This is a genomic window from Metabacillus sp. 22489 (assembly GCF_052044855.1).
GTDB classification, from domain to species: domain Bacteria; phylum Bacillota; class Bacilli; order Bacillales; family Bacillaceae; genus Metabacillus; species Metabacillus niabensis.
Genome location: NZ_JBQENT010000010.1, coordinates 47,683 through 70,711 on the forward strand (window position 1 = coordinate 47,683; position 23,029 = coordinate 70,711).

26 protein-coding genes are annotated in these 23,029 nt (G+C 35.8%); all 26 read right to left on the bottom strand.

Going from position 1 to position 23,029, the window contains the following annotated elements:
- Positions 1-9: 9 nt before the first annotated feature.
- Positions 10-675 carry a flagellar type III secretion system pore protein FliP gene (gene fliP / locus ACTJJ9_RS08340; protein ID WP_145580933.1) on the bottom strand — a complete coding sequence of 222 codons (666 nt, stop codon included), beginning with the start codon at positions 673-675 and terminating at the stop codon, positions 10-12.
- Positions 668-1,282 (bottom strand): flagellar biosynthetic protein FliO, encoded by a 615-nt coding sequence (gene fliO / locus ACTJJ9_RS08345; RefSeq protein ID WP_186324127.1) that lies wholly within the window; start codon positions 1,280-1,282, stop codon positions 668-670. Before fliO ends, fliP begins: the two co-directional genes overlap by 8 nt.
- Positions 1,283-1,389: 107 nt before the next feature.
- Positions 1,390-1,752, bottom strand: coding sequence for a response regulator (locus tag ACTJJ9_RS08350; protein WP_095298211.1), 363 nt, complete (start codon positions 1,750-1,752; stop codon positions 1,390-1,392).
- Positions 1,753-1,776: 24 nt separating this feature from the next.
- Positions 1,777-3,006 (bottom strand): flagellar motor switch phosphatase FliY, encoded by a 1,230-nt coding sequence (gene fliY, locus ACTJJ9_RS08355; RefSeq protein ID WP_145580931.1) that lies wholly within the window; start codon positions 3,004-3,006, stop codon positions 1,777-1,779.
- Positions 2,996-3,994, bottom strand: coding sequence for a flagellar motor switch protein FliM (gene fliM / locus ACTJJ9_RS08360; protein WP_095298214.1), 999 nt, complete (start codon positions 3,992-3,994; stop codon positions 2,996-2,998). Before fliM ends, fliY begins: the two co-directional genes overlap by 11 nt.
- A gap of 31 nt (positions 3,995-4,025) precedes the next feature.
- Complete coding sequence (gene fliL / locus ACTJJ9_RS08365) at positions 4,026-4,457, bottom strand: flagellar basal body-associated protein FliL (RefSeq protein ID WP_095298216.1); 432 nt, start codon at positions 4,455-4,457, stop codon at positions 4,026-4,028.
- Complete coding sequence (locus ACTJJ9_RS08370) at positions 4,450-4,671, bottom strand: flagellar FlbD family protein (protein WP_095298302.1); 222 nt, start codon at positions 4,669-4,671, stop codon at positions 4,450-4,452. Before ACTJJ9_RS08370 ends, fliL begins: the two co-directional genes overlap by 8 nt.
- Before the next feature lie 54 nt (positions 4,672-4,725).
- Positions 4,726-5,655: a flagellar basal body rod protein FlgG gene (gene flgG / locus ACTJJ9_RS08375; RefSeq protein ID WP_145580930.1), complete on the bottom strand. Its 930-nt coding sequence runs from the start codon at positions 5,653-5,655 to the stop codon at positions 4,726-4,728.
- Between the two features lie 80 nt (positions 5,656-5,735).
- Positions 5,736-6,107 carry a TIGR02530 family flagellar biosynthesis protein gene (locus tag ACTJJ9_RS08380; RefSeq protein WP_145580929.1) on the bottom strand — a complete coding sequence of 124 codons (372 nt, stop codon included), beginning with the start codon at positions 6,105-6,107 and terminating at the stop codon, positions 5,736-5,738.
- Between the two features lie 17 nt (positions 6,108-6,124).
- A complete protein-coding gene (gene flgD, locus ACTJJ9_RS08385; RefSeq protein WP_095298221.1) occupies positions 6,125-6,556 on the bottom strand; it encodes a flagellar hook assembly protein FlgD in 432 nt (143 codons plus the stop codon).
- A 12-nt stretch (positions 6,557-6,568) separates the two neighbouring features.
- Positions 6,569-7,975 (bottom strand): flagellar hook-length control protein FliK, encoded by a 1,407-nt coding sequence (locus tag ACTJJ9_RS08390; protein WP_145580928.1) that lies wholly within the window; start codon positions 7,973-7,975, stop codon positions 6,569-6,571.
- 15 nt (positions 7,976-7,990) lie between these two features.
- On the bottom strand, positions 7,991-8,593 hold the full coding sequence (locus ACTJJ9_RS08395) for a MotE family protein (protein WP_095298224.1): 603 nt from the start codon (positions 8,591-8,593) through the stop codon (positions 7,991-7,993).
- Between the two features lie 10 nt (positions 8,594-8,603).
- Positions 8,604-9,047, bottom strand: a complete 444-nt coding sequence (gene fliJ / locus ACTJJ9_RS08400; RefSeq protein WP_095298226.1) for a flagellar export protein FliJ — start codon at positions 9,045-9,047, stop codon at positions 8,604-8,606.
- Positions 9,044-10,366 (bottom strand): flagellar protein export ATPase FliI, encoded by a 1,323-nt coding sequence (gene fliI / locus ACTJJ9_RS08405; RefSeq protein WP_145580959.1) that lies wholly within the window; start codon positions 10,364-10,366, stop codon positions 9,044-9,046. The genes fliJ and fliI overlap by 4 nt, the downstream gene beginning before the upstream one ends.
- 8 nt (positions 10,367-10,374) lie before the next feature.
- A complete protein-coding gene (gene fliH / locus ACTJJ9_RS08410; RefSeq protein ID WP_174880358.1) occupies positions 10,375-11,151 on the bottom strand; it encodes a flagellar assembly protein FliH in 777 nt (258 codons plus the stop codon).
- Positions 11,144-12,160 carry a flagellar motor switch protein FliG gene (gene fliG / locus ACTJJ9_RS08415; RefSeq protein ID WP_095298230.1) on the bottom strand — a complete coding sequence of 339 codons (1,017 nt, stop codon included), beginning with the start codon at positions 12,158-12,160 and terminating at the stop codon, positions 11,144-11,146. The genes fliH and fliG overlap by 8 nt, the downstream gene beginning before the upstream one ends.
- Positions 12,161-12,174: 14 nt before the next feature.
- Positions 12,175-13,779, bottom strand: a complete 1,605-nt coding sequence (gene fliF / locus ACTJJ9_RS08420; RefSeq protein WP_145580926.1) for a flagellar basal-body MS-ring/collar protein FliF — start codon at positions 13,777-13,779, stop codon at positions 12,175-12,177.
- Between the two features lie 78 nt (positions 13,780-13,857).
- Positions 13,858-14,169, bottom strand: coding sequence for a flagellar hook-basal body complex protein FliE (gene fliE, locus ACTJJ9_RS08425; protein ID WP_095298235.1), 312 nt, complete (start codon positions 14,167-14,169; stop codon positions 13,858-13,860).
- A gap of 9 nt (positions 14,170-14,178) precedes the next feature.
- Positions 14,179-14,628, bottom strand: a complete 450-nt coding sequence (gene flgC, locus ACTJJ9_RS08430) for a flagellar basal body rod protein FlgC (RefSeq protein ID WP_095298237.1) — start codon at positions 14,626-14,628, stop codon at positions 14,179-14,181.
- Positions 14,629-14,630: 2 nt separating this feature from the next.
- Positions 14,631-15,023, bottom strand: coding sequence for a flagellar basal body rod protein FlgB (gene flgB / locus ACTJJ9_RS08435; RefSeq protein ID WP_095298239.1), 393 nt, complete (start codon positions 15,021-15,023; stop codon positions 14,631-14,633).
- A gap of 667 nt (positions 15,024-15,690) precedes the next feature.
- Complete coding sequence (gene codY / locus ACTJJ9_RS08440; RefSeq protein ID WP_095298241.1) at positions 15,691-16,470, bottom strand: GTP-sensing pleiotropic transcriptional regulator CodY; 780 nt, start codon at positions 16,468-16,470, stop codon at positions 15,691-15,693.
- Between the two features lie 24 nt (positions 16,471-16,494).
- The gene (gene hslU / locus ACTJJ9_RS08445) at positions 16,495-17,895 is read right to left on the bottom strand and encodes an HslU--HslV peptidase ATPase subunit (protein WP_095298242.1); all 1,401 of its coding nucleotides are present in this window, start codon (positions 17,893-17,895) and stop codon (positions 16,495-16,497) included.
- A gap of 18 nt (positions 17,896-17,913) precedes the next feature.
- On the bottom strand, positions 17,914-18,456 hold the full coding sequence (hslV, locus tag ACTJJ9_RS08450) for an ATP-dependent protease subunit HslV (protein WP_095298245.1): 543 nt from the start codon (positions 18,454-18,456) through the stop codon (positions 17,914-17,916).
- 24 nt (positions 18,457-18,480) lie between these two features.
- Positions 18,481-19,389 carry a tyrosine recombinase XerC gene (xerC, locus tag ACTJJ9_RS08455; protein ID WP_095298248.1) on the bottom strand — a complete coding sequence of 303 codons (909 nt, stop codon included), beginning with the start codon at positions 19,387-19,389 and terminating at the stop codon, positions 18,481-18,483.
- 62 nt (positions 19,390-19,451) lie between these two features.
- A complete protein-coding gene (gene trmFO / locus ACTJJ9_RS08460) occupies positions 19,452-20,759 on the bottom strand; it encodes an FADH(2)-oxidizing methylenetetrahydrofolate--tRNA-(uracil(54)-C(5))-methyltransferase TrmFO (protein WP_095298251.1) in 1,308 nt (435 codons plus the stop codon).
- 104 nt (positions 20,760-20,863) lie between these two features.
- On the bottom strand, positions 20,864-22,939 hold the full coding sequence (gene topA, locus ACTJJ9_RS08465; RefSeq protein ID WP_145580925.1) for a type I DNA topoisomerase: 2,076 nt from the start codon (positions 22,937-22,939) through the stop codon (positions 20,864-20,866).
- Between the last annotated feature and the right edge of the window lie 90 nt (positions 22,940-23,029).

Consider the following 23,029-nt stretch of genomic DNA (forward strand, 5'->3'; position numbering starts at 1 on the left):
TCACCCATTCTAGAAGCTTTGTAGCAACGATTTTATTATTAAATACCAACCATCTACTAAAACGAATAGCAATATTTTAAATGGTAGTGAAATCATAACAGGCGGTAACATCATCATCCCCATCGACATTAGAACACTCGCAACTACCATATCAATAACTAAAAATGGAATAAAAATCATAAACCCAATTTGAAAGGCCGTTTTTATTTCACTTATCGCAAATGCTGGTACTAATGCGGTTAAAGGAATGTCTTCTATAGAAGATGGATTTTCAATTCCTGCATAATTAAGAAAGAGCGCCAAATCTTTATGCCTCGTATGCTTACTCATAAATTCCTTAAACGGCAACGCAGCACGTTCGTATGCCTCTTCTAAATCAATTTCTTCATTAAATAATGGCGTTAGTGCCTGTTCATTTACTTCAGAAAAAGTAGGTGCCATAATAAAAAATGTCAAAAACAATGCTATGCCTAACAATACTTGATTCGGTGGCATTGATTGAGTAGCAAGAGAAGTACGAACAAAAGATAGAACAATGATAATTCTTGTGAAACAGGTCATTAAGATTAAAATACTCGGGGCTATAGACAGAACCGTTAGCAATAATAGTAATTTCACAGAGGTGCTAACATTTTCTGGATCACTATTATTAAAAAACTCCATAAATTCATTCATTCTTGTTTAATCCCTTTCTTTTCACTTCTTCTAACTGTTTCGTACGTTCTTTTTTTAAATTATCTAATTGTTCCTTAAAGGCTTTTGAAAATGAAGTAGCGTTCTCATTAGCAGATTGCTTTTGCTTATTTTGAGTTAGATAAGTTGAAAGTTTTTGTACTATATCTTTCGGGGCAACAATTTGCTCTTGCTTTTGTTCAAAAGCTTCTATCAATTCTTTTCTCTCATTCTCATCTTCTATTTCTTTTAATAGAGAAATCGAATCCCCTACACCTACTACCAACACTCGCTCTCCAACCTTAACCATTTGTATCGATTTATTTTGACCTAAGCTTGTTCCTCCAAGGTTAATCATTGATTGCCCTTGTTGAGCGAATCTATTTCGTTTCGTGACAAATTTCAATAAAAAATAGATTAAAAAGAGTACAAATGCTAAGGCAATAAACATTTTGATAAAATCAAAGGCTGTTACACTAAGCGCATCATTGTTTTCAGTTTGCTCCGTATTCGGTTGCTGATTTTCCTCTGTTTCTAGATTTTCAGCATTTTCACTATTATCTTTCGTTTGCTCTTCTTTATTTAAATTTTGCCATACACTATCATTCATTGAGTCCTCCGCAAGAACCCTTAATGATGCCTGCGGAGAAAAAAGAATAAGTGTCATAATAATCAATATGAAGTAATATCTTCTATGAAGCAATTTCACTCCACCTTTTAGCTTAATGTTTTACCAATAGCCTCTAACACACGGTCTGCTTGGAAAGGTTTTACAATAAAATCTTTTGCTCCTGCTTGAATCGCATCAATAACCATTGCCTGCTGTCCCATTGCTGAGCACATAATAATTTTCGCATTAGGATTAATTTCTTTAATCGCTTTTAATGCTGCAATTCCATCCATTTCTGGCATCGTAATATCCATTGTTACTAAATCAGGTTGATGCTCTTTATATTTTTCTACAGCTTGAGCACCGTCAGCTGCCTCTGCAACAACCTCATAGCCATTTTTCGTTAAAATATCTTTAATCATCATTCTCATAAATGCTGCATCGTCAACAATCATAATTTTGTGTGCCATAGTTCCCCACTCCTAAAACATATATTATTTAAGTTTATTTAATCGTTCAGTTTGACTTATAATATCCGTTACACGGACACCAAAGTTTTCATCAATAACAACTACTTCACCTTTTGCAACAATTTTACTATTTACTAGAATATCTACTGGCTCACCAGCAAGTTTATCTAATTCAATAATTGAACCTGAAGATAATTCCAATATTTCCTTTACAGACCGTTTTGTTCTTCCTAGCTCAACTGTAACTTGTAAAGGAATATCAAGTAGCATATCAAGATTTTGAATATCTTGCTGTTGATATTGCATCGGTTCAAAGGAAGTAAATTCCGCTGGTTTTACATTTACTGTAGGTTGTGTTGCTCTTCCTTGATTATATTGTGGCTGTGTAGCATAAGCTTGTTGATTTGTTTGCCCCATTGCTTGCTGTGAATGAGAGATTGGTTGCTGTGCTTGATAATTCAACTGAGCTTGTCCAGAATAATTTTGCTCATGGTGAACAACTGGTTCAGGCTGAACTTCCCTTACTGCTTCAGCTGTTGCAGCCACCTCTTCCTTAGGATTAATTAGTTCTTCTATTAAACTCTTAGCAAAATATAATGGTAATAATTGCATAATACTTGAATCAATTAATGTACCAATTTTTAATCGAAATGAAACTTGAACAAGTAAATCCTCATCAGGAATTGTTTTAGCTTCATCTGTTTCATTTGCATCAAGTAGTTCAACACTTGGTGGTGAAATATCTACCTTTTTATTAAAGATAGTTGACATTGATGTGGCAGCAGATCCCATCATTTGGTTCATTGCTTCCTGAACGGCACTAACTTGGATTTCCCCTAACATTTCACTAGGATTTGTTCCATCGCCACCAATCATTAAATCTGCAATGATTGCTGCATCGCTTTGTTTAATAACTAGTAAATTACTTCCAGAAAAACCTTCCGTATAGTTAACTTCAATCGCAACATATGGATGTTGGAATTGCTCACCTAATTTGCTTTTTTGTACGACAGAAACAGTTGGTGTTGTTATTTCTACCTTTTGCTGCAATAAGGTGGAGAGTGCAGTTGCAGAGCTTCCGAAAGAAATATTTCCAATTTCTCCGATTGCATCCTCTTCCATTGCATTAAAATAATCCTCATTTTTCAACGTATTTTCTTCATTTGATTCCTCAGGAGTTTCACCATCATCACTTCCTGCTCCTTTTAGTAGAGCATCGATTTCATCCTGAGATAACATATCATTACTCACCATCTTCGTCACCTCTTGATAAGTGGTCAATAATTTGAACCGCTAATTTTTTGTTTAATTTTCCAGGCTGTCCAGTAAACTTTGGTTTATCACCTATTTTAACCACTAATGGCTGAGTGATGGAGCGTTCTAATTGTATGACGTCCCCAATTTGTAGCTGCAGAAAATCCTGGATGGCTAATTCAGATGACCCAAGCTCTGCAGAAATTGTGATGTCAGCTAATTGAATATGCTTTTTCAATGCTTCAATTTCATTAGGCTTTGGTTCTTTCCTATCCGATTGCATCCAATAATGTACAGATAGTCTCGGAATAATCGGTTCAAGAACGACATGTGGAATACACAAATTTATCATTCCACTTGTTTCTCCAACCTGAATGTTTAAAGATATGACCACAACTGTTTCATTCGGTGATACCATTTGTAAAAACTGTGGATTTACTTCGAATTCTTCCATAACGGGTTCAATCTCAACAATCGATTCCCATGCTTCCTGATAATTATCTAATGATTTTTCAAAGATATTCGAAATGATTTTTGTTTCAATTTCAGTTAAATTATCAATTTTATTAACATTTGAGCCAAGGCCCCCCATAATTCGATCCATCATAGCGTATGCTATATTAGGGTTAACCTCCATTAATACTCGTCCTTCTAATGGTTGCATTTCAAATACATTTAATACAGTCATTTTAGGGATAGATCGGATAAATTCCTCATATGGTAGCTGGTCTACTGAACCGACTGTAATTTGAATATAAGTCCGTAGCTGTGCGGAAAAATATGTTGTTAGCAATCGGGCAAAGTTATCATGAATTCTTGTTAAACTTCGGATCTGATCCTTGGAAAAGCGCAATGCTCTTTTAAAGTCATAGACTTTTACTTTTTTGCTTGACTCTTCCTTTTTTAGCTCATCAGCATCCATTTCACCAGTTGAAATGGCAGAGAGTAAGGCATCAATTTCATTTTGTGATAGGATATCACCTGCCAAAGTTTTCACCTCCTAATTATTGTATTCTTTATTATTGAAGGATATAGGAAGTGGTATAAACCTTATTGACCTTGCCTTCTTGCATTAGCTTATTCGTTTTTTCCTTAATTTTTTCTTTTAGTTCGTTCATACCTTCATTACCATCAAGTTGTTCTGCCGACATAGTCGATAATTCTGAAATAATTAAATCATTAACTTGAAACACTCGTTGCTCAAGCTCTTCTTTTGCTTTCTTAGAGTCTGTTTCAATTTTAAATGAAACACGTACGATATTGCCACTGGATATATTTGTCGTTATCTCAGGAATATCTACAGATGCTTCAACTACTTCTTTTGCGGAAGGCTCTTTATGCTTTTCTTCTTCTCCTCCCGTGAACTTCATTACGACTACAAGTGCAGTTACACCTATTAATGTAATCGAAACAATAATGACAAGCATAATACTTAGCAGCTTTTTATTCATCGTCCAAGACCTCCGAGCCTTTTCTTACTGACAGGACATTGATATTTTTATAAAAGGAAGTAATTTTTTTATAAACCTCAAGCTCTGGCTCTTTCACAACATATTTATGTCCATTCGTTAAAGTAATTGTTGTATCTGGAAATGATTCAATGACTTCAATATACAAAGCATTAAGCGTAAATGATTTCCCATTTAATTTTGTTAGCTGAATCATACCTTTTAGAGGCTGACTAATTGAAATCATTTCAGTCAGCCTCATTCCCCCTTATTAACGTTTTAATCCCATTAGTTCCTGCAGTATTTCATCTGATGTAGTGATAATTTTTGTATTTGATTGGAACCCACGTTGAGCAACGATCATCTCTGTGAATTCTTCAGATAAATCAACGTTTGACATTTCTAAAGCACCTTGCGCAATCTTACCAGTTCCGTCTTCACCTGCAATTGCTAGATCCGCAAGTTGAACACCAGCAACTCCATCAGTGTCAACCGAACCAGAGTTCGCAGATTCTTGATAAAGGTTACCACCAACCTTCTCTAATCCACCTTCATTTGCAAAGTTTACGACACGAATTTGTCCTGCTACATTACGCTGACCGTTACCATTAATAAATTCTACAGTACCATCAGGTCCGATACTGAAGCTTTGTGCATCTAATGGGATTTGAATTAGGCCTGCATTGCCACTTAGTTCATCATTAAATCCATCAGCAGTTTTGTTACCTGCTTCACCAATTACATACAGCCCTTCAGCAGTTACAAGATAACCTTGATCATCTAAATAGAAATTTCCTGCTCTTGTAAAGTTCAAACTCATCGCATTATCAATTGGCTCTGTAATTGTGTTTGTTGCCATATTCACTGCACCTGGATTATTGATTGTCCCAACAACAAACATTCCATCACCTTGTAATGCAAGGTCTAAATTTCGATTCGTCATTTGTGTGGAACCTGTTGTATGAATCGTATCAATCGAGCTCAACTTTGAACCTAGTCCTACCTCTTTCGCATTTGTCCCAGCAGAATTGGCTGTAGCACCAGCAGCACCTGAAACTTGTTGACTAAAAAGGTCTGAGAAAGTTGTTCGAGACTTTTTAAAACCGTAAGTATTAACGTTGGCAATATTGTTTCCAATAACGTCTAATTTCGTTTGAAAGTTTTTCATTCCACTTATTCCTGAGTATAATGAACGTAACATATATGTCTCTCCCTTTTAATAAATTTAAATAGCTGCTTCCTTCATTCCACAACTATTGGCTTCCGCAATGCGGTCCGGCCTTAATTAATAATGATTGCACCATTGATGTTTGTAATAATTTGTGATTTCACTTCTTCTCTTCCCATCGCTGTAATAACTGTTTTATTTTTCGCATTGATGATGAGAGCTGCATCTTTTATTAGAACGAGCGAATCATTAACACCTTTTTGTCTGGCTTCATTTACTTTAGTCTCAATTAACGACCAATCTTCATTAGATAGAGCGATGTTTCTCTGATTTAAACGCTCTTCGGCATGCTTGCTTATTTTTAAATGAGAATCAATTAATTGATTGGCTAATAATTCTTTAAAGGAAATATTATTTTGTTCTTTTACATTGATATTAGGTAGATTTGCTGTGTATTTGTTTACATGATTAAAATTTATCTTCATAGTAACCTATAAACCTTTTAATCAGATTCGCTAACTTTAGTCACATAACTACTTGAAATTTCATCCCCATTATCAAGCTCTAAAATAATGCCAGTGTCATTTCGCTTAATTGACTTTACGATACCTTCGCCTACTTCGTCGTCAGACTTTTTCCACTCAATATGTTTACCGATCATTTCTGAATACTGTAAAAGATTATCTCCACCAGTTTGAAGTTGAAAATAAAGATATTTCTCTAACATAGTAGCCATATTCGTCATTTGTTCAAGAGAGGAAAACTGTGCCATTTGCGCGATAAATTCTTTATCCTCCATCGGATTCAGTGGGTCCTGGTTTTGAAGCTGAGTCATTAAAATTTTTAAAAACTCATCTTTACCTAGACTTGAGTTACCTGTACTCTTCGTTGTTTGCTTATTCGATAAAAGCAAAGTCGGATCAATCGTTGTCATCCTTCATCCTCCTTACCCTGTAGAGTTCAAGAGCTGTTTTAATTCGTCAAGAAAGCTTTTCTCATTTTCGCTATCGTCTTCAGCCTGAGAATCATTTGTTTCTTGTTGATTTTTTTCCTTTTGTTCTGATTGTTCTCTATGAAGTCTTTGTGATTCATCACCAGTCACATCGAACCGTTCTATTTCAATTTGCACAGAAGGAAGTGCTTGTCTCAACTGCTGAAGGCTATGCTCCAGCAACTCTTTTGCAGAGTTTGTTGAAGTCATGATTTTCGCTACCATTTCGCCATCTTTTTGTACAAGCCTAACGGTTAATGAACCAAGATATTCTGGATTCAGTTTAATTACTAATCGGCTTGCACCATTAGGTGATTGAGCAAAATGACTATTTTTAAACGCACTGATTAGTTGGTTTGTAAATTCCTGGCGCGCTTGTGATGGAATCGCCTTTTTACTTAAGCTATCAGTTTGTGTTAAAGATAATGGATTTATCTGAATCGTAATCATTTGGTCAGATTTACTATTTACACTATTAGGAACTTCAGAAGATAAAAGTCTAGTACTTCCTACAGATTCATCAAATATGCTGTCACTTAAGCCTTTAAAAAGATCCTTTATAGTTGTAATATCTAGCTTTTTAATTACCTTTTGCAATTGTTCATTAAGCTCACCATTAGATGATTCTAATAATAGGTTTGTTATGGTTTCCTTCAATTTAGGTTCTTGGATGAATTTTGGATTAACCTCTTGGAGTAGACTTGTTATTTTTAATAAGCTATCTACCTTTTCAATCCGTAACTCATCAGTTTGTGAAAACCATTTATTGAATAGTAATTTACCTTCTAAAAGTGTCTTATCGCTTGAATCCATTTCCCCAAGTGCATCGACCATTTGTTCAAATGCTAATGGCTCGTTACTTTGATAGCTCGGAAATTCCTTTTTTAACATAGCATTCAAATCGGACAGTAGCTGCTTTTTCGAAATGTCTATGTCAAGATTTTGTATTACTTGTGCTAATGATAATATCCCGATTACTGACGGAGATTCTTCAATTTTTTTTAACAAGTCCTCAAGAGAATGTATGCTGTTTAAAAATTCGCTCACTTCACTCATTAGCATTTGAGAAATTTCAGAATTATCTCCAGAATATAGCGAATTTTTCAATGAATCTACGTTTAGACTTGATTCATCTAGGGTATAAGTACTAAGTAGCTTTTTCATTTCTTCTAAAGTTTTGTTAATGTTAAAATCAACATTTTCCCCGTCTGTAACTTCCGCGTTCGGTACTCCTGATTGCGGAACGGAAGTAACAGCTGATAGATAATCAGTGAACTTCGAATCACTTTTCGCTGTTTTTGAGCTGTCTTTCATACTGTTAGCACTTTGATTGACGGATTGGATAATCATAGCTACATTCATTTATTCACCTCCCTTCTATTCAGATGGTGAAGCTAATAAACTCGTAAACTTCACTGCATCATCGACTGTCATTTTTGCTAAAATATCAGCAACCTGCTTATCGTCTAGAGAGGTTAAAATAGTTAATGCATCATCTTGATTCAGCTTCGGGATGATTTCCGCGGCCTTTTTACTGGACATATTGTCATATAACTTTGATATATCTTTTGCTTTATCCTGTGAATCAGACTGATTAATTGTTTCTAATTGCTCTTCTAGCGACTTGATTTCTTGCTGTAATTTTTGAATTTCCGTTTCCTTATTCGTAACGTCTTGTTCAAGTGCACTAATCATTGAGGTTTGCTCTTCAATCGTTTTTTCCAGTTTCTTATTTTCTTCATTCGCCACAGATACCTTGTCTGATTGAACAGTTTCACCTTTATCTTGCTTCTCTTTTTCATCGTCAAAAAGCTTTTCTACTATTGGAACTTCCGCTAAGACAGCTTTCGTTTTACCTAAAATATCAACCCCTGCAACGGAAAGAATAACGACGACGAGAGTGATTGTGAATAGAACTGGAATTAATATGACAAAGATAAACCATTGAAATTTCCCATACTCATGTTTCTCGTTTTCCATCTACTTTCACCTAATTTCCATGATACATATACGACTGAATCGAGAGGTCATCCATATGTTTATTCTCTAGTTGATTCATTGAAGCGGTGTAGCTCATTTTCTGTTTTTCTTTTAATTTTTCATATTTTTTCACTTCTATATTGTGCTGCATAAGTTTCATTTGTTTTTCTGTCATCCGCTTACGAGATAATTGAACAAGCTTTTGATAATGGGAAATTGTCTTTTCTAAATTCGTTACAAACTGTTGGTAATGTCTGATTTCTTGAACGGACATTCCTTGATTTAGCTTAGAAATCGTGTTTTCCTCTAAAACTTCCTTTTGCTTCATAGAGTCATAGAGTTTATTCGCAACATTTTCAAAATCTGCAACCGATTGATTGTATTCAGCTAAAGATTTCTCTTTTTCATTTTCTTTAATATCCAATATTTTTTGAAAACGAAATTGATACGTCATGACATTTCACCTGTTTCTACTAGCTTGATAAGTGTTTGGATACTTTGCTCGATTGTCACTTTATCTTCTACATTTTGCTTAAGAAAAGAAACAATTTTCGGATAAAATTTAATCGCCTCATCAATTTCTCGAGAGGAGCCTCTCTTATATGCCCCAATATTAATTAAGTCTTCAGAATTTAAATAGGTGGATAAGAGATCCCGTAATCTAGTTGACGATTGACGATGTTCGGGCTCGACGATATTGTTCATGACCCGACTTATACTTTTTAACACATTGATTGCAGGAAATTGCCCTTTGTTTGCTAAATCCCTGTCCAAAACGATGTGTCCATCTAATATTCCACGCACCGTATCTGCTATTGGTTCATTCATATCATCACCATCTACCAAGACAGTGTAAAAGGCTGTAATTGATCCGTGTTCATTTGTACCAGTTCTTTCGAGCAGTTTTGGCAATATTGCAAATACTGAAGGTGTATAGCCTTTTGTCGTTGGTGGTTCACCAACAGCAAGTCCTATTTCACGCTGCGCCATTGCTACACGAGTAACTGAGTCCATCATAAACATAACGCTAAGACCCTTATCTCGAAAATATTCTGCAATTGCCGTTGCGGTATAGGAAGCCTTCAATCTCATCAATGCCGGTTGGTCAGAGGTTGCAACAATAACAATTGATCTTTTCAGACCTTCTGGACCTAAATCTCTATCAATAAATTCCCTAACCTCACGACCACGTTCTCCAACAAGTGCAATAATATTAATATCGGCATTTGTATTTCTTGCGATCATACCCATTAATGTACTTTTCCCAACACCGCTACCTGCGAAAATACCAACACGCTGTCCTTTACCAACAGTTAATAAACTGTCTATCACACGTACCCCAACTTCTATCTTTTCGTCTATAGGGGGTCTCTTCATTGGATTTGGTGGCATTTGATCTGTTGGAACATTTGATAAGCCCTTAGGTAGCATTGTTTCATCCAAAGGATTTCCAAATGCATCAACTACTTTTCCAATTAATCCAGAACCAACCTTGACCATTAATGGCTTATTAGTAGCTTCTACAATACTGCCTGGTGAAATATCTGATACTTGCTCAAATGGCATGAGCAATACGTTTTCATCTTTAAACCCAACAACCTCTGCAGGAATTTTTGTCGTTTTATTCACACCAGTGTATATATAGCATAAATCACCAATCGAGCTATCTGGACCTCTTGATTCAATCATTAGGCCAACTACCTTTTTCACTTTTCCGTAGCGTTTATAGGAATCTAAGCTGTCAATTGTGTGTAGTAAGTCATAAGCTCGCAACTTGAGATTCACCTCTCATTACCTTCTAGCAATTGTATTAACTGCTGCTTTAATTGTTCCAATTGTGTATCAACACTAATATCAATTCGCCCGAAGGATGATTCAATATAACAATCGTTTTCGTTTAATTCAGCATTCGCATACATATTAAGGTCTGTCTCATTTGTTACGATTTGCTTCAATTCTTCCTTTTGACTCAAAAGATAATCATAGTTTGAAGGATGTATGTGAATTTTAATATTTTCATATTCCTTCACTTCATGTAATCCTTGTTTAACTAAGGAAAGGAAAGTTTCTGCTGATTCATTTAGTTTTGTGGAAATGATTTTCTCAGCTACTTTGATCGCAATTTCTAAAATAACATTTTCCGAAGATTGAATTTTTTCATCGTATTCTTTTTTCGCCAGATCGATAATTTTCTGAGATTCCTGGATAAAGCTTTCGTATTTGTGCAATGCTTCTCTTCGCCCTAGCTCCATTCCTTCGGCATAACCCTCTTGTCTCGTCTGCTCAAACAATTGCGCTTTTTCTGTATTCCATAAATTTCGTTCTTCCTCAATTTGTTTATAGAGAGTCTCCTGCTGCATTCGAGCAGAATGGATCATTTGTTCCGCTTCTTCTTTTGCAGACTGAATGATAAACGAGGACTTCTCAGCAGTTACTGAGTCTTGATAATCCTCGTTTTTATACTTTTCCTGTAACAGCTCTCTAATCCCAACTACCGAAATTGGCTGTTTATTTTGCTCGTCTTTATTGGTGAATTGTGACTTTATAAGCCTAGACAATAATATCATCTCCTCCACCACGTGCAATGACGATCTCACCAGCTTCTTCAAGTCTTCTAATTACACTTACAATTCTAGATTGTGCTTCCTCAACGTCACGAAGACGGACAGGTCCCATGTATTCCATTTCTTCTTTAAATGTATCAACCATACGAGTTGACATATTTTTGAAGACAACATCTCTAACTTCCTCACTAGCCACTTTAAGAGAAAGCATTAAATCGTCATTTTCGACATCTCGGATCACACGTTGAATTGCGCGATTATCAAGAGTAACAATATCCTCAAATACGAACATTCTCTTTTTAATTTCTTCTGCGAGAACTGGATCTTGTATTTCTAATGAATCTAAAATCGTTCTCTCGGTAGAGCGATCAACACCATTTAATACCTCGACAACTGCTTCAATTCCACCGGTTTGTGTATAATCCTGTGTTACCGTTGAAGAAAGCTTACGCTCTAAGATTTGCTCTACTTCGTTAATGATTTCGGGTGATGTTCGGTCCATCATCGCGATTCTTCTTGCGACATCTGCTTGCAATTCCTGTGGCAGCTCAGATAATATTTGCCCTGATTGTGCTGGCTCAAGATATGACAGCACTAAAGCAATTGTTTGTGGATGCTCATTTTGAATAAAATTTAATATTTGAGCTGGATCTGCCTTTCTAGCAAAATCAAATGGTCTTACTTGTAGCGATGATGTTAGGCGATGAATAATATTTGAAGCTTTATCCTCTCCTAAAGCCTTCTCAAGTATTTGTTTCGCATAGGCAATTCCACCTTGACTTATATAGTCCTGAGCCATTGCTATTTCATGAAACTCTTCAATAATTTCTTCCTTTTTCTGTGCCTCTACTTTTCTAACTCCGGAAATTTCAAGTGTTAACTTCTCGATTTCCTCTTCAGAAAGATGCTTATAAATCGATGCAGAAACTTCTGGTCCTAGTGAGATTAAGAGAATGGCCGCTTTCTGCTTACCTGTTAATGTTTGATTATCCTTTTTCGCCATAAGTTCTTAACCTCCTAATCCTCTGAAATCCAACTACGTAAAAGCTTTGCAAAATCCTCTGGCTTTTCCTTAGCCATTTTTTCCAGTTGTTTTCTACGAACAGTACCCTCTGTTTCTACTTCATCATTAATATCTTTTACACGTATTCGTTCTTGGATAATATCTTCTTCGTCCTCTTCGAAATCCTCATCATCTTGTTTTCTTTTTCTTACTAATAAGATGACTAGAATGATGATGGCAAGTAGTAAAACGCCCGCAACAATGTAAACCCATAGTGGTATTACTTGGGCTGACTCCGTTTCTGTCATTTCTTGTTTACCATCAAATTGTTGCACAGATACAACAACCTTTTCAGCTATTTCTTCATCTGTTAATGGTTCTTCAGTTGTATCTTTATTAATTGAAGTCCGCACAACAGTCGAAAGGATTTGTTGTATATCTGCCTCTCTTTCAGCCGTAAATGATGCAGGGTTATCAGGCTCTGGAGGCTCAACCATAACTTGAATACCGATATCGCGTATTTTATATGGGCTCTCGACAATTTGCTTATTGATTCGATTAACCTCATTATTGATTCGTTCTTCAATTTTCTCGTAATCACCGTCGCCAGTTGCTTCGGTTGTTGCTTCGTAGCCTGGGACATCATCTTCACCTGTACCATTAACACCACCAGCAGCTTGAGCACCATTCCCTGTATAAGCTTCAGTAATTCTTTCTACACTGACAGCAATTCCTTCATCACTGCCTTCAACAACTGGAGAAACTAGATTTTCTTCTCGATTTTCTTGTGTGAAATCAATATCTGTTGTTACCGAAACAACAACTTTGTCTTGTCCAATCATTGTTCCAAGTAATTTTTGCACATCACGTTGAATATCTTGTTCAATTTGTGATTTAATTTCTTGTTGTGATGCATAGCTCCCACCAAGGGTAGAATTTGTGCCATTATTTAAATCGTAGTAATTAAAGTTTTGGTCCATGATAACGATATTATCGGTAGTAAGATTCGGTACACTCTTTGAAACTAAATGAAAAAGTGCATTGACTTTATCCTGGTCTAACTGTGCACCTGGTTTTAAATCGAGTACGACCGATGCTGATGAGCCTTCCGCCTGTTCTCCAACAAAAACGGATTCTGCAGGAAGGTTTATCATAACCTTAGCATCATTTACTCCTTCAATCCCCTTCATTAAGTTAGCCAATTCTGTTTGTGTAGCTTTAAGCTTAATGACATCGAATTCTTTATCAGTCATTCCGAAGCCTGAATCTTTACCAAAATATGAGTAATCAATTGTCCCCGAATCAGGAACTCCTTCAGCTGCAAGTTCGACCATCAAAGTATTAACTTGCTCTTTTGGCACAAGTATCGTCGAACCATTATTCGTTATCTCAGACTGTATTCCTTTACTATCAAGTGTTTCCTTTATTTGTCCGGTTTCTGCTGGAGATAAGTTCGAATATAAAGGAACTAAGTTTGGTTTCGACAGGAAATATGTTAATACTCCAGCGAAAACGAAAAAGAATAGGAGACCTGATAGAATTAACGATTTTTGCATCTTTGATTTACGTTGCCACATTTCTAAAAATTTCGTTTTTGTATTTTTAAATTTTTCATTCATTCCATAAAGTCCCCCGGTTATGATGACATTTGCTATTTTCGTAGTTACCTATAACCGTTCTTAAGATAAGAACAATTACTATACTTGCATTCTCATCATTTCTTGATAAGCTTCAATCGCTTTATTCCTTACTTCTACTGCCAGTGTCATTGTAACGCTAGCCTTTTGAGCTGATATCATGACATCGTGTAATTCGACATTCGCACCAGTAGCAAGCGCCTCTGTCATCTTGTCTGATTCCACTTGCGATTTATTTACTTGTTCAATCGCTTGTTTTAGTGAATCTGCAAAGCTAGCTTTATTTTCAGTTTGATTAATTGCAAAGCTATTGTTGCTTTTCGTTTGAATTGCATTTGTATTAAACTGAAATGGATTTATACCGTTGACCATATCTATCACCTATTTTCCAATTTCTAGTGCTTTCATCAGCATGCTTTTTGTCGCATTCATTGTCGTTACGTTCGCCTCATAAGATCTTGTACTGCTTATTAAATCCACCATTTCTTTTAAAGGGTCTACATTTGGCATAGCAACATACCCTTCGTCATTGGCATCTGGGTGTTCAGGGTCATACACTAGCTCAAACGGTGTTTCATCTTCTACAATTTCTGTTACTTTAACACCATTACTATTTTCAGATGAGCCCATAGCCTTATTTAATAAAGATGAGAATTGACTACCTTGAGGTTGTGTCACAACCATTTTCCTACGATATGGTTGCCATTCACCATCAACTAACTCCCCTCTTGTTGTATCCATATTTGCCATATTTGAAGAAATAACATCCATACGAACACGTTGAGCAGTTAATGCTGAAGCAGATGTATTAATAGATTGAAAGATCGACATGATTAATTTCCACCTTTTATAACTGTTTTTAACGAATTAAATTTACTGCTTAAACGGTCAATTAACGCGTTATATTGAATTTGATTTTTGGCCATTTCTGTCATTTCTTTATCTATATCAACATTATTTCCATTTTGCTGATAACTCGTATCATTATTCGTAACAATACGATAATCGGAAGTAGTTGAACCACCAAAATCAATATGCTTGCTGTTCGTTTTAGTCGCTTGTAATTTTTGCATTTCATTATTTAATGTAGAATCAAACCGAACCTCTTGCGCCTTATAATTAGGAGTATCGACATTTGCAATATTATTTGATATAACTTTTTGCTTAGTAGTCGCTTGTCCGATAGCACGTTCTAAAGTACTAATTGAACTCGAAAATAAATTCATATATCCACCTCTTAAAAGATAAAAATAACGATTTTAGAATAATGTCGAAATATGCTATTTGCAACATTAATTGTATGAAATTATAGTCTTAAAGTCTATGAAGTCTTTTGAAAAAAAAGTCGGATTTACTCAAAAGTGACAAAATGAGTAAAAAAGTCCTATTTTTAGGAACTTAATTATGTGGAACAAGGTGTGTTCCAATTAGGGAGGATTGTTCTAATAAACACTATATACAAAAATACCATATATTACGACAAAAATAGACGAAATTTTTTTTTCATTTTCATAGTACTTTAGATGTAAATTGAAATTTAGTGTTTATAGTACAGAGGTTTCATTCAGAGAAGCAAAGAGAAACAATCGATTTATAAGAAGTGAGTTGCATTACTCTCATTAAAAAAAGAAAAGGTGAATTATTTCCTATCTTCAAAAACGAGTCACATCTCAAGAAATAGGCTTAATGAAATTCTCTCCTGACATTATGCCAAGGAAAGCTAGATCACATCATAATGCGCTTAACTTAGAGGATTCAAAATATCCCTTAAACGTTCAAAGAACTATCCATACTCTTGATTGCTATCTATGTACGTCTTATCTCCATTTCAAACGATGTAAGACCATTATAAAAAGGCTGTCTAACATATCACCTGTCAGACAGCCTTTTCCCTTAATTTGCTTTAATTTTCTCTAGTTCAATTAAAAATTTATCATTTAGTACTTTAATATATGTTCCTTTCATCCCTAGAGAACGAGATTCAATAACCCCAGCACTCTCTAATTTACGTAGAGCATTGACAATAACTGAACGAGTAATTCCTACTCTGTCAGCAATTTTACTAGCAACTAATAACCCTTCATTTCCGCTCAATTCCTCGAAAATATGCTCAATTGCTTCAAGCTCACTATATGAAAGAGAGCTAATTGCCATTTGTACTACAGCTTTGCTACGAGCTTCTTCCTCAATTTCCTCCGCTTTTTCACGAAGAATTTCCATGCCAACAACAGTAGCACCGTATTCTGCCAGAATTAAATCCTCATCAGCAAATTCATCTTGTACTCTAGCAAGGATTAATGTACCTAGTCTTTCTCCACCACCATTAATCGGTACAATTGTTGTAAGGCCATTTTTAAATAGGTCACGATTTTCAACAGGAAACGCTGTGTAATCGCTATTTATATCGATATTAGAAGATGTTTCTGTAATATTAAAAAGGCTGTTCGTATAATCCTCTGGAAATTGACGTTCTTCAAGCATTTTTTTCATACGATCATTTTCAATTTGCTGGTTAATAGCAAAACCTAATAATTTCCCTCTGCGACTTACTACGAAGATATTCGCAGTAATCACATCACTTAATGTTTCTGCCATTTCTCGAAAGTTTACTGGCTTCCCAGCAGCCTTTTGAAGCATAGCATTGATTGTACGTGTTTTTTGTAATAGAGCCATAATGGTTCCTCCTGTATTTAATTGTTATAAAATAAATTGACTTAAATCTTTGTTTTTTGATATTTCCCCTAGCTTATCTTCAACATATTGAGGCGTGATCACGATTTTCTCAAGGTTTATGTCAGGTGCTTCAAAGGATAAATCTTCTAAAAGCCGCTCAAGAATTGTATGTAATCTTCTAGCACCAATGTTATCTGTGTTTTGGTTCACTTCAAATGCAACTTCAGCTATCTTACGTATAGCATCGTCTGAAAATTCTAATTGTATACCTTCAGTTTGTATTAAAGCTGTATATTGTTTTAATAATGCATTGTCTGGTTCAACGAGAATTTTCACAAAATCATCAACACTTAGCTTTGTTAATTCAACACGAATTGGGAATCTCCCTTGAAGTTCAGGAATAAGATCAGAAGGCTTCGAAATGTGAAAAGCCCCTGCAGCAATAAAGAGAACATGGTCTGTTTTAACAGTTCCATATTTCGTCACAACTGTTGACCCCTCAACAATTGGTAAAATATCTCTTTGCACTCCTTCTCTAGATACATCTGCAGTTGAACCACCTTTAGATTTTCCTGCAATTTTATCAATTTCATCAATGAAAATGATGCCAGTTTGCTCTGAGCGCACAACCGCTTCCTGTGTTACTTCATCCATGTCAATTAGTTTACTTGCCTCTTCATTTGTTAATACTTTTCTTGCTTCCCTTATTGTAAGTTTGCGCTTTTTCTTTCTTTTTGGCATTAGACTTCCTAATGCGTCCTGCATATTCATCCCCATTTGTTCCATACCGGATCCTTGGAGCATATCAAACATAGATGGTTGTTGTTCCTCCACCTCTATTGTAACATAGTGATCCTCTAATTCACCTAATGCGAGTTGATGAGCGATTCTTTTCCGTTTTTCTTTCAGACTTTCCTCATCATTTGCTGGCTCATTGTCCTCTTGCGCCTGATTTGCAGCACCAAATAACATTTCCAATGGATTTTTTACAGTTGATTGCTTTTTCTTTCCAGGCACTAAAAGTTCAACTAACCGCTTATTGGCGTTTTCTTCAGCAGCACCTTTTACATCTGTCATTTTTTCCTCTTTGACAAGGCGAACAGCTGTCTCAACTAAATCTCTTACCATTGATTCAACATCTCTACCGACATATCCAACCTCAGTAAATTTTGTTGCTTCAACTTTAATAAATGGTGCCCTTGCAATTTTTGCTATTCTTCTGGCAATTTCTGTTTTCCCAACACCTGTTGGTCCTATCATCAGAATATTTTTCGGTACAACTTCATCTCTTAGCTTTTCACTTAGCAGGCTTCTTCTATAGCGATTTCGTAAGGCAACAGCTACTGCTTTTTTCGCATCCTTTTGCCCTACAATGTATTGATCCAACCGTTCAACAATTTGTTTTGGTGTTAGTTCTTTACTCAACGTAAATAGCCTCCTTTATTAAAGCTCTTCGACTATAATATTTTGATTTGTATATACACAAATTTCCCCAGCAATTGTTAACGCGTTTTTCGCAATTTCTTTTGCAGTTAGACTATCGCCGGCATAACGCTTCAATGCTCTCCCTGCAGATAACGCATAATTACCACCAGATCCAATCGCAAGGATACCATCATCAGGTTCAATTACTTCACCTGTTCCAGATACTAGTAATAAGTCTTTTTCATTCATCACAATGAGCATCGCTTCAAGTTTTCTCAAAACCTTATCACTACGCCATTCCTTTGCAAGTTCTACAGCTGCACGTTGAAGATTTCCATTATATTCTTCAAGTCTGTTTTCAAAGAGCTCAAATAATGTAAAAGCATCTGCAACTGAGCCAGCAAAACCAGCAATTACTTTTCCATTAAATATTTTCCGAACCTTTTTTGCTGTATGCTTCATCACTACTGCATTACCGAATGTAACTTGACCATCGCCTGCCATTGCAGCTTTTCCATTATGACGAACAGCAAAAATTGTTGTAGCATGAAATTGTGACATTTTATTACCTCCTTAGACTTTTCGTTATGCACGAGGGTGATGTGACATGTAAATTTTCTTTAAATGCTCCTTCGTAACATGTGTATATACTTGAGTGGAAGATAAATGTGCATGACCTAATAATTCTTGTACACTTCGCATATCTGCACCTTCATTTAATAGATGTGTTGCAAATGTATGTCTAAACATATGAGGATGGATATGAAGTGTTAATGATGCTTTTTTAATCATTTCATTTAAGGCATGACGAATCCCACGATCTGTAATAGGATCGCCACGATGATTTACAAATAAATAAGAATGATCCTCAGATGCTTTTCGTTTACTGATTAATTGTTTCCTACCATCGTGAACATATTGTTCAATTGCATCATGAGCAAAGCTACCAAAAGGGACGTACCTTTGTTTCCCACCTTTTCCATTTACCAAAACTGTACCAATTGCAAAGTCAATATCCGACATCTTAATGTTACAACATTCACTTACACGGATGCCTGTTCCATACAATACTTCTAGAATCGCCTGATTTCTTTGCCCTAAAGGTGTTTGCAGGTCAGAAACGGCAAATAGCTTTTCAATTTCCTCTTCATATAAAAACTTCGGTATTTTTTGTTCTCGCTTAGGAAGTGACACCAATGTAAACGGATTATCCTTAAGTTTTTCCTCCCGTACAAGAAACTTAAAGAAGCTCCTTAATGAAGAGATTTTCCTTGAAATCGATTTTCTAGAGTAATTCCTCTTATGTAATGTGGTTAAATAAAGTCGTATATCATGATATGTAATATCCTCTAGATGTTGGATAACTTCCTTCTTCATAAAGGTAAAGAAATCCTCAATATCAGAAATATAACTCACAATTGTATATTGTGAGTAATTTTTCTCAATTTGTAAATATTCTATGAAGAAATTTAAACAAACGTTAACATTTTTCATATAAACACCTCACAAGGGCTACTAAATGTTATCATAACTTTAGTAGCCCTTGCAAATGGTTTCTATATATTTTTCGAAATTTTTCGAATTGTTTCTAACGCTCGATTCGCATGCATTTCATTTCGTTCTTTTTTACTTTTTATTCTTACCGGTAAATCTGCAAAAATACCAAAGTTCGCATTCATCGGTTGAAAATTATCTGCATTTGTATTCGTAATATAGTGTGCCATACTTCCGATTGCAGTTTCATTTGAAAATTTAATTAGCTCTTTACCTTGGACAAGATGAGCAGCATTTAAGCCTGCAACAAGACCTGAAGCAGCTGATTCAACATATCCTTCAACACCTGTCATTTGTCCTGCAAAAAATAAATCATCGCGATTTTTATATTGATATGTCGGATTCAATAGTCTTGGTGAGTTAATAAATGTATTTCGATGCATAACCCCATAGCGAACGATTTCTGCATTTTCTAACCCCGGAATAAGGGAAAGCACTTCCTTTTGTGGTCCCCATTTTAAATGAGTTTGAAATCCTACTATATTATATAAAGTACCAGCAGCATCATCCTGGCGCAATTGAACGACTGCATATGGTCTTTTCCCTGTTTTTGGATCCTCTAAACCAACTGGCTTTAATGGGCCAAAAAGCATCGTTTTTCTCCCTCTTTGTGCCATCACTTCAATCGGCATGCAGCCCTCGAAGAAAATTTCCTTCTCAAATTCCTTTAACGGCACAGTTTCCGCAGAAATTAACGCTTCATAAAAACGATCAAATTCTTCCTCTGTCATTGGACAATTTAAATATGCTGCTTCTCCCTTATCATAGCGGGATTTTAAATAAACCTTGTCCATATCGATGCTGTCTTTTTCAATAATTGGTGCTGCTGCATCATAAAAGTAAAGATATTCTTCTCCAGTTAATGCTTGTAGCTGCTCTGACAAACGTTTTGAAGTAAGTGGTCCTGTTGCAATAATTGTCGGCCCTGATGGGATTTCCCCAACTTCCTCATTGATGACTGTAACATTCGGGTGACCCTTCACTAATTCTGTTACTTTAGCTGCAAACTCATGTCGATCAACTGCTAACGCACCACCAGCAGGTACTGCACATTCATCAGCAGCCTTAATGATAACTGAATCTAATATTCTCATTTCTTCTTTTAATACACCAACAGCATTTGTTAACGTATTTGCTCTTAATGAATTACTGCATACAAGTTCTGCAAATTTATCTGTATGGTGTGCAGGCGTTTGTTTAACAGGTCGCATTTCAAACAAATTGACTTGAATCCCTCGTTTAGCTAACTGCCATGCTGCTTCACTTCCAGCTAATCCGGCCCCTATTACATTTACTGCTTGATTATTCATCTGTCATTTCCCTCCATGTTAAAAATCAAAAAATCACTCTGTTAAAAATTCTTGCATTCATCGCGTTATTATAATGATAAAGAGGTGAGCTAAATTCCGCTCACCTACTTTTGTTGTTCTTCCTTATAATCACATTCTACACATTGTACTTGTACGCCTTTTTTCAGCTTTTTCTCGACAAGCATATGATTACATTTTGGACAACTTCTTGGTACTGGTTTATCCCATGAAAGGAATTCACATTCTGGATACCTGCTACATCCATAGAAAATTCTACGTTTTTTTGTTTTTCGTTCAACAATTGTGCCTTCTTTACAACTAGGACATTGAACACCGATGTCCTTTACAATTGGTTTCGTATTGCGACAATCGGGAAAATTAGAGCACGCCATGAACTTACCAAATCTCCCCATTTTGAACACCATAGGATGGCCACATTCTTCACAATCTACACCAGCAGGTTCATCTTTAATCTCAATTTTCTCCATTTCATTTTCTGCTTTTTCAAGTCGTGGAGAAAAATCCTTATAGAAATCATCGATTATTTTTATCCATTCAATGTTGCCTTCCTCTACTTCATCAAGACTGCTCTCCATGTTTGCAGTGAATTCAACATTAATAATTTCCGGAAAAAACTCCATCATGAGCTCTGAAACAATTTCTCCTAGCTCCGTTGGAACGAACCGTTTATTATCAAGGGCAACATAGCCTCTTTTTTGAATCGTATCTAATGTTGGTGCATATGTTGATGGACGCCCAATCCCTAATTCCTCAAGTGTCTTTACTAGCCTTGCCTCTGTATAACGTGGTGGCGGTTGGGTAAAGTGTTGGGCAGGTTCAATATCTTTTGAAAAAACTTCATCGCCTTCCTTTAAATCTGGCAACAATCTGTCCTTTTCTTCAACTTGGTCATCGTTTCCTTCTACATACACCTTCATAAAGCCAGGAAACTTAATTTTTGAACCAGTAGCTCTAAACAACACACCATTATTAGTAAGGTCAACACTCATCGTATCCAAAACTGCTGATGCCATTTGGCTAGCAACAAAGCGTTCCCAAATTAATTTGTATAAACGAAATTGATCTCTGCTTAGAAATTCTTTCACTACAGCTGGCTCTCGTAATGTTGACGTTGGGCGAATAGCCTCATGAGCATCCTGTGCGTTTGAATTTTTCTTTGCAGTCTTTGTTTTAGCGCCTAAAAATTCTTCACCAAACTTTTCATTAATAAAGCTAGAAGCCTCTGCTTGAGCAGTTTCAGATATTCTCGTAGAATCCGTTCTCATATAAGTAATTAAACCAACAGTACCATCTTTTCCTAAATCTATTCCTTCATAGAGCTGTTGAGCAATCATCATAGTTTTCTTTGCTCTAAAATTTAATTTTCTCGCTGCCTCTTGCTGGAGAGTTGATGTTGTAAAAGGAACAGCTGGATTTCTTTTTCGTTCTTTTTTCGTTACCTTTTCAACGGTAAATTTATTTCCGCTAATTTCTTTTAAGATTGAATTTACTTCTTCTTCAGAACTTAATTCTCTCTTTTCACCCTTTACTCCATAAAAGGATGCCTCAAATTCCTTTTGCCCTTTTAAAAACTGGCCATCGATTGACCAATACTCTTCAGGGACAAATGCTTTTATCTCTTTTTCTCTATCAATAATAAGTCTTACAGCTACAGATTGGACACGCCCAGCACTTAATCCTTTTTTCACTTTCTTCCATAAAATAGGACTAATTTTATACCCTACTAAACGGTCAAGAACTCTACGCGCTTGCTGTGCATCAACGAGATCTTTATTAATAGACCGTGGATGTTTAAATGATTCTTTAATTGCATCCTTTGTAATTTCGTTGAAAACTACTCGACAATCAGAATTTACGTCTAAATCTAAACTATGCGCTAAATGCCAAGCGATAGCTTCTCCTTCTCTGTCGGGGTCGGCTGCTAGAAAAACTTTTTTCGCTTTCTTTGCGGCTGTTTTCAGTTCTTTCAGCACAGACCCTTTTCCTCTAATCGTAATATACTTCGGTTCAAAGTTTTGTTCTACATCTACACCTATCTGACTTTTAGGTAAATCCCGAACATGTCCCATCGAAGCCTTTACTTTATATTTTTTTCCTAAATACCGTTCAATTGTTTTCGCCTTTGCAGGTGACTCCACAATGACTAAATAATCCGCCATACATAATGTCCTCCTTAAGAGGTATTCTCTCTTTTATTTCTTTATCTATATTTATTAAAAGATTAAATGAATGTGATTTTATTTTTACTT

What these genes read in the sequence shown, in the direction of transcription:
- xerC (WP_095298248.1), bottom strand. Translation starts at nt 19,389, where the DNA reads ATGAAAAATGTTAACGTTTGTTTAAATTTCTTCATAGAATATTTACAA.
- trmFO (WP_095298251.1), bottom strand. Translation starts at nt 20,759, where the DNA reads ATGAATAATCAAGCAGTAAATGTAATAGGGGCCGGATTAGCTGGAAGT.
- fliE (WP_095298235.1), bottom strand. Translation starts at nt 14,169, where the DNA reads ATGGTCAACGGTATAAATCCATTTCAGTTTAATACAAATGCAATTCAA.
- ACTJJ9_RS08380 (WP_145580929.1), bottom strand. Translation starts at nt 6,107, where the DNA reads ATGAAGATAAATTTTAATCATGTAAACAAATACACAGCAAATCTACCT.
- topA (WP_145580925.1), bottom strand. Translation starts at nt 22,939, where the DNA reads ATGGCGGATTATTTAGTCATTGTGGAGTCACCTGCAAAGGCGAAAACA.
- fliL (WP_095298216.1), bottom strand. Translation starts at nt 4,457, where the DNA reads ATGAATAAAAAGCTGCTAAGTATTATGCTTGTCATTATTGTTTCGATT.
- flgG (WP_145580930.1), bottom strand. Translation starts at nt 5,655, where the DNA reads ATGTTACGTTCATTATACTCAGGAATAAGTGGAATGAAAAACTTTCAA.
- fliO (WP_186324127.1), bottom strand. Translation starts at nt 1,282, where the DNA reads ATGAATGATAGTGTATGGCAAAATTTAAATAAAGAAGAGCAAACGAAA.
- codY (WP_095298241.1), bottom strand. Translation starts at nt 16,470, where the DNA reads ATGGCTCTATTACAAAAAACACGTACAATCAATGCTATGCTTCAAAAG.
- flgD (WP_095298221.1), bottom strand. Translation starts at nt 6,556, where the DNA reads ATGACAACGATTGATCCGACTTTGCTTTTATCGAATAAGCAAACAACG.
- fliJ (WP_095298226.1), bottom strand. Translation starts at nt 9,047, where the DNA reads ATGACGTATCAATTTCGTTTTCAAAAAATATTGGATATTAAAGAAAAT.
- fliF (WP_145580926.1), bottom strand. Translation starts at nt 13,779, where the DNA reads ATGAATGAAAAATTTAAAAATACAAAAACGAAATTTTTAGAAATGTGG.
- fliY (WP_145580931.1), bottom strand. Translation starts at nt 3,006, where the DNA reads ATGGTGAGTAATGATATGTTATCTCAGGATGAAATCGATGCTCTACTA.
- fliP (WP_145580933.1), bottom strand. Translation starts at nt 675, where the DNA reads ATGAATGAATTTATGGAGTTTTTTAATAATAGTGATCCAGAAAATGTT.
- flgB (WP_095298239.1), bottom strand. Translation starts at nt 15,023, where the DNA reads ATGAATTTATTTTCGAGTTCAATTAGTACTTTAGAACGTGCTATCGGA.
- ACTJJ9_RS08390 (WP_145580928.1), bottom strand. Translation starts at nt 7,975, where the DNA reads ATGAATGTAGCTATGATTATCCAATCCGTCAATCAAAGTGCTAACAGT.
- ACTJJ9_RS08395 (WP_095298224.1), bottom strand. Translation starts at nt 8,593, where the DNA reads ATGGAAAACGAGAAACATGAGTATGGGAAATTTCAATGGTTTATCTTT.
- fliG (WP_095298230.1), bottom strand. Translation starts at nt 12,160, where the DNA reads ATGGCGAAAAAGGATAATCAAACATTAACAGGTAAGCAGAAAGCGGCC.
- ACTJJ9_RS08350 (WP_095298211.1), bottom strand. Translation starts at nt 1,752, where the DNA reads ATGGCACACAAAATTATGATTGTTGACGATGCAGCATTTATGAGAATG.
- ACTJJ9_RS08370 (WP_095298302.1), bottom strand. Translation starts at nt 4,671, where the DNA reads ATGATTCAGCTAACAAAATTAAATGGGAAATCATTTACGCTTAATGCT.
- hslV (WP_095298245.1), bottom strand. Translation starts at nt 18,456, where the DNA reads ATGTCACAATTTCATGCTACAACAATTTTTGCTGTTCGTCATAATGGA.
- flgC (WP_095298237.1), bottom strand. Translation starts at nt 14,628, where the DNA reads ATGTCGATCTTTCAATCTATTAATACATCTGCTTCAGCATTAACTGCT.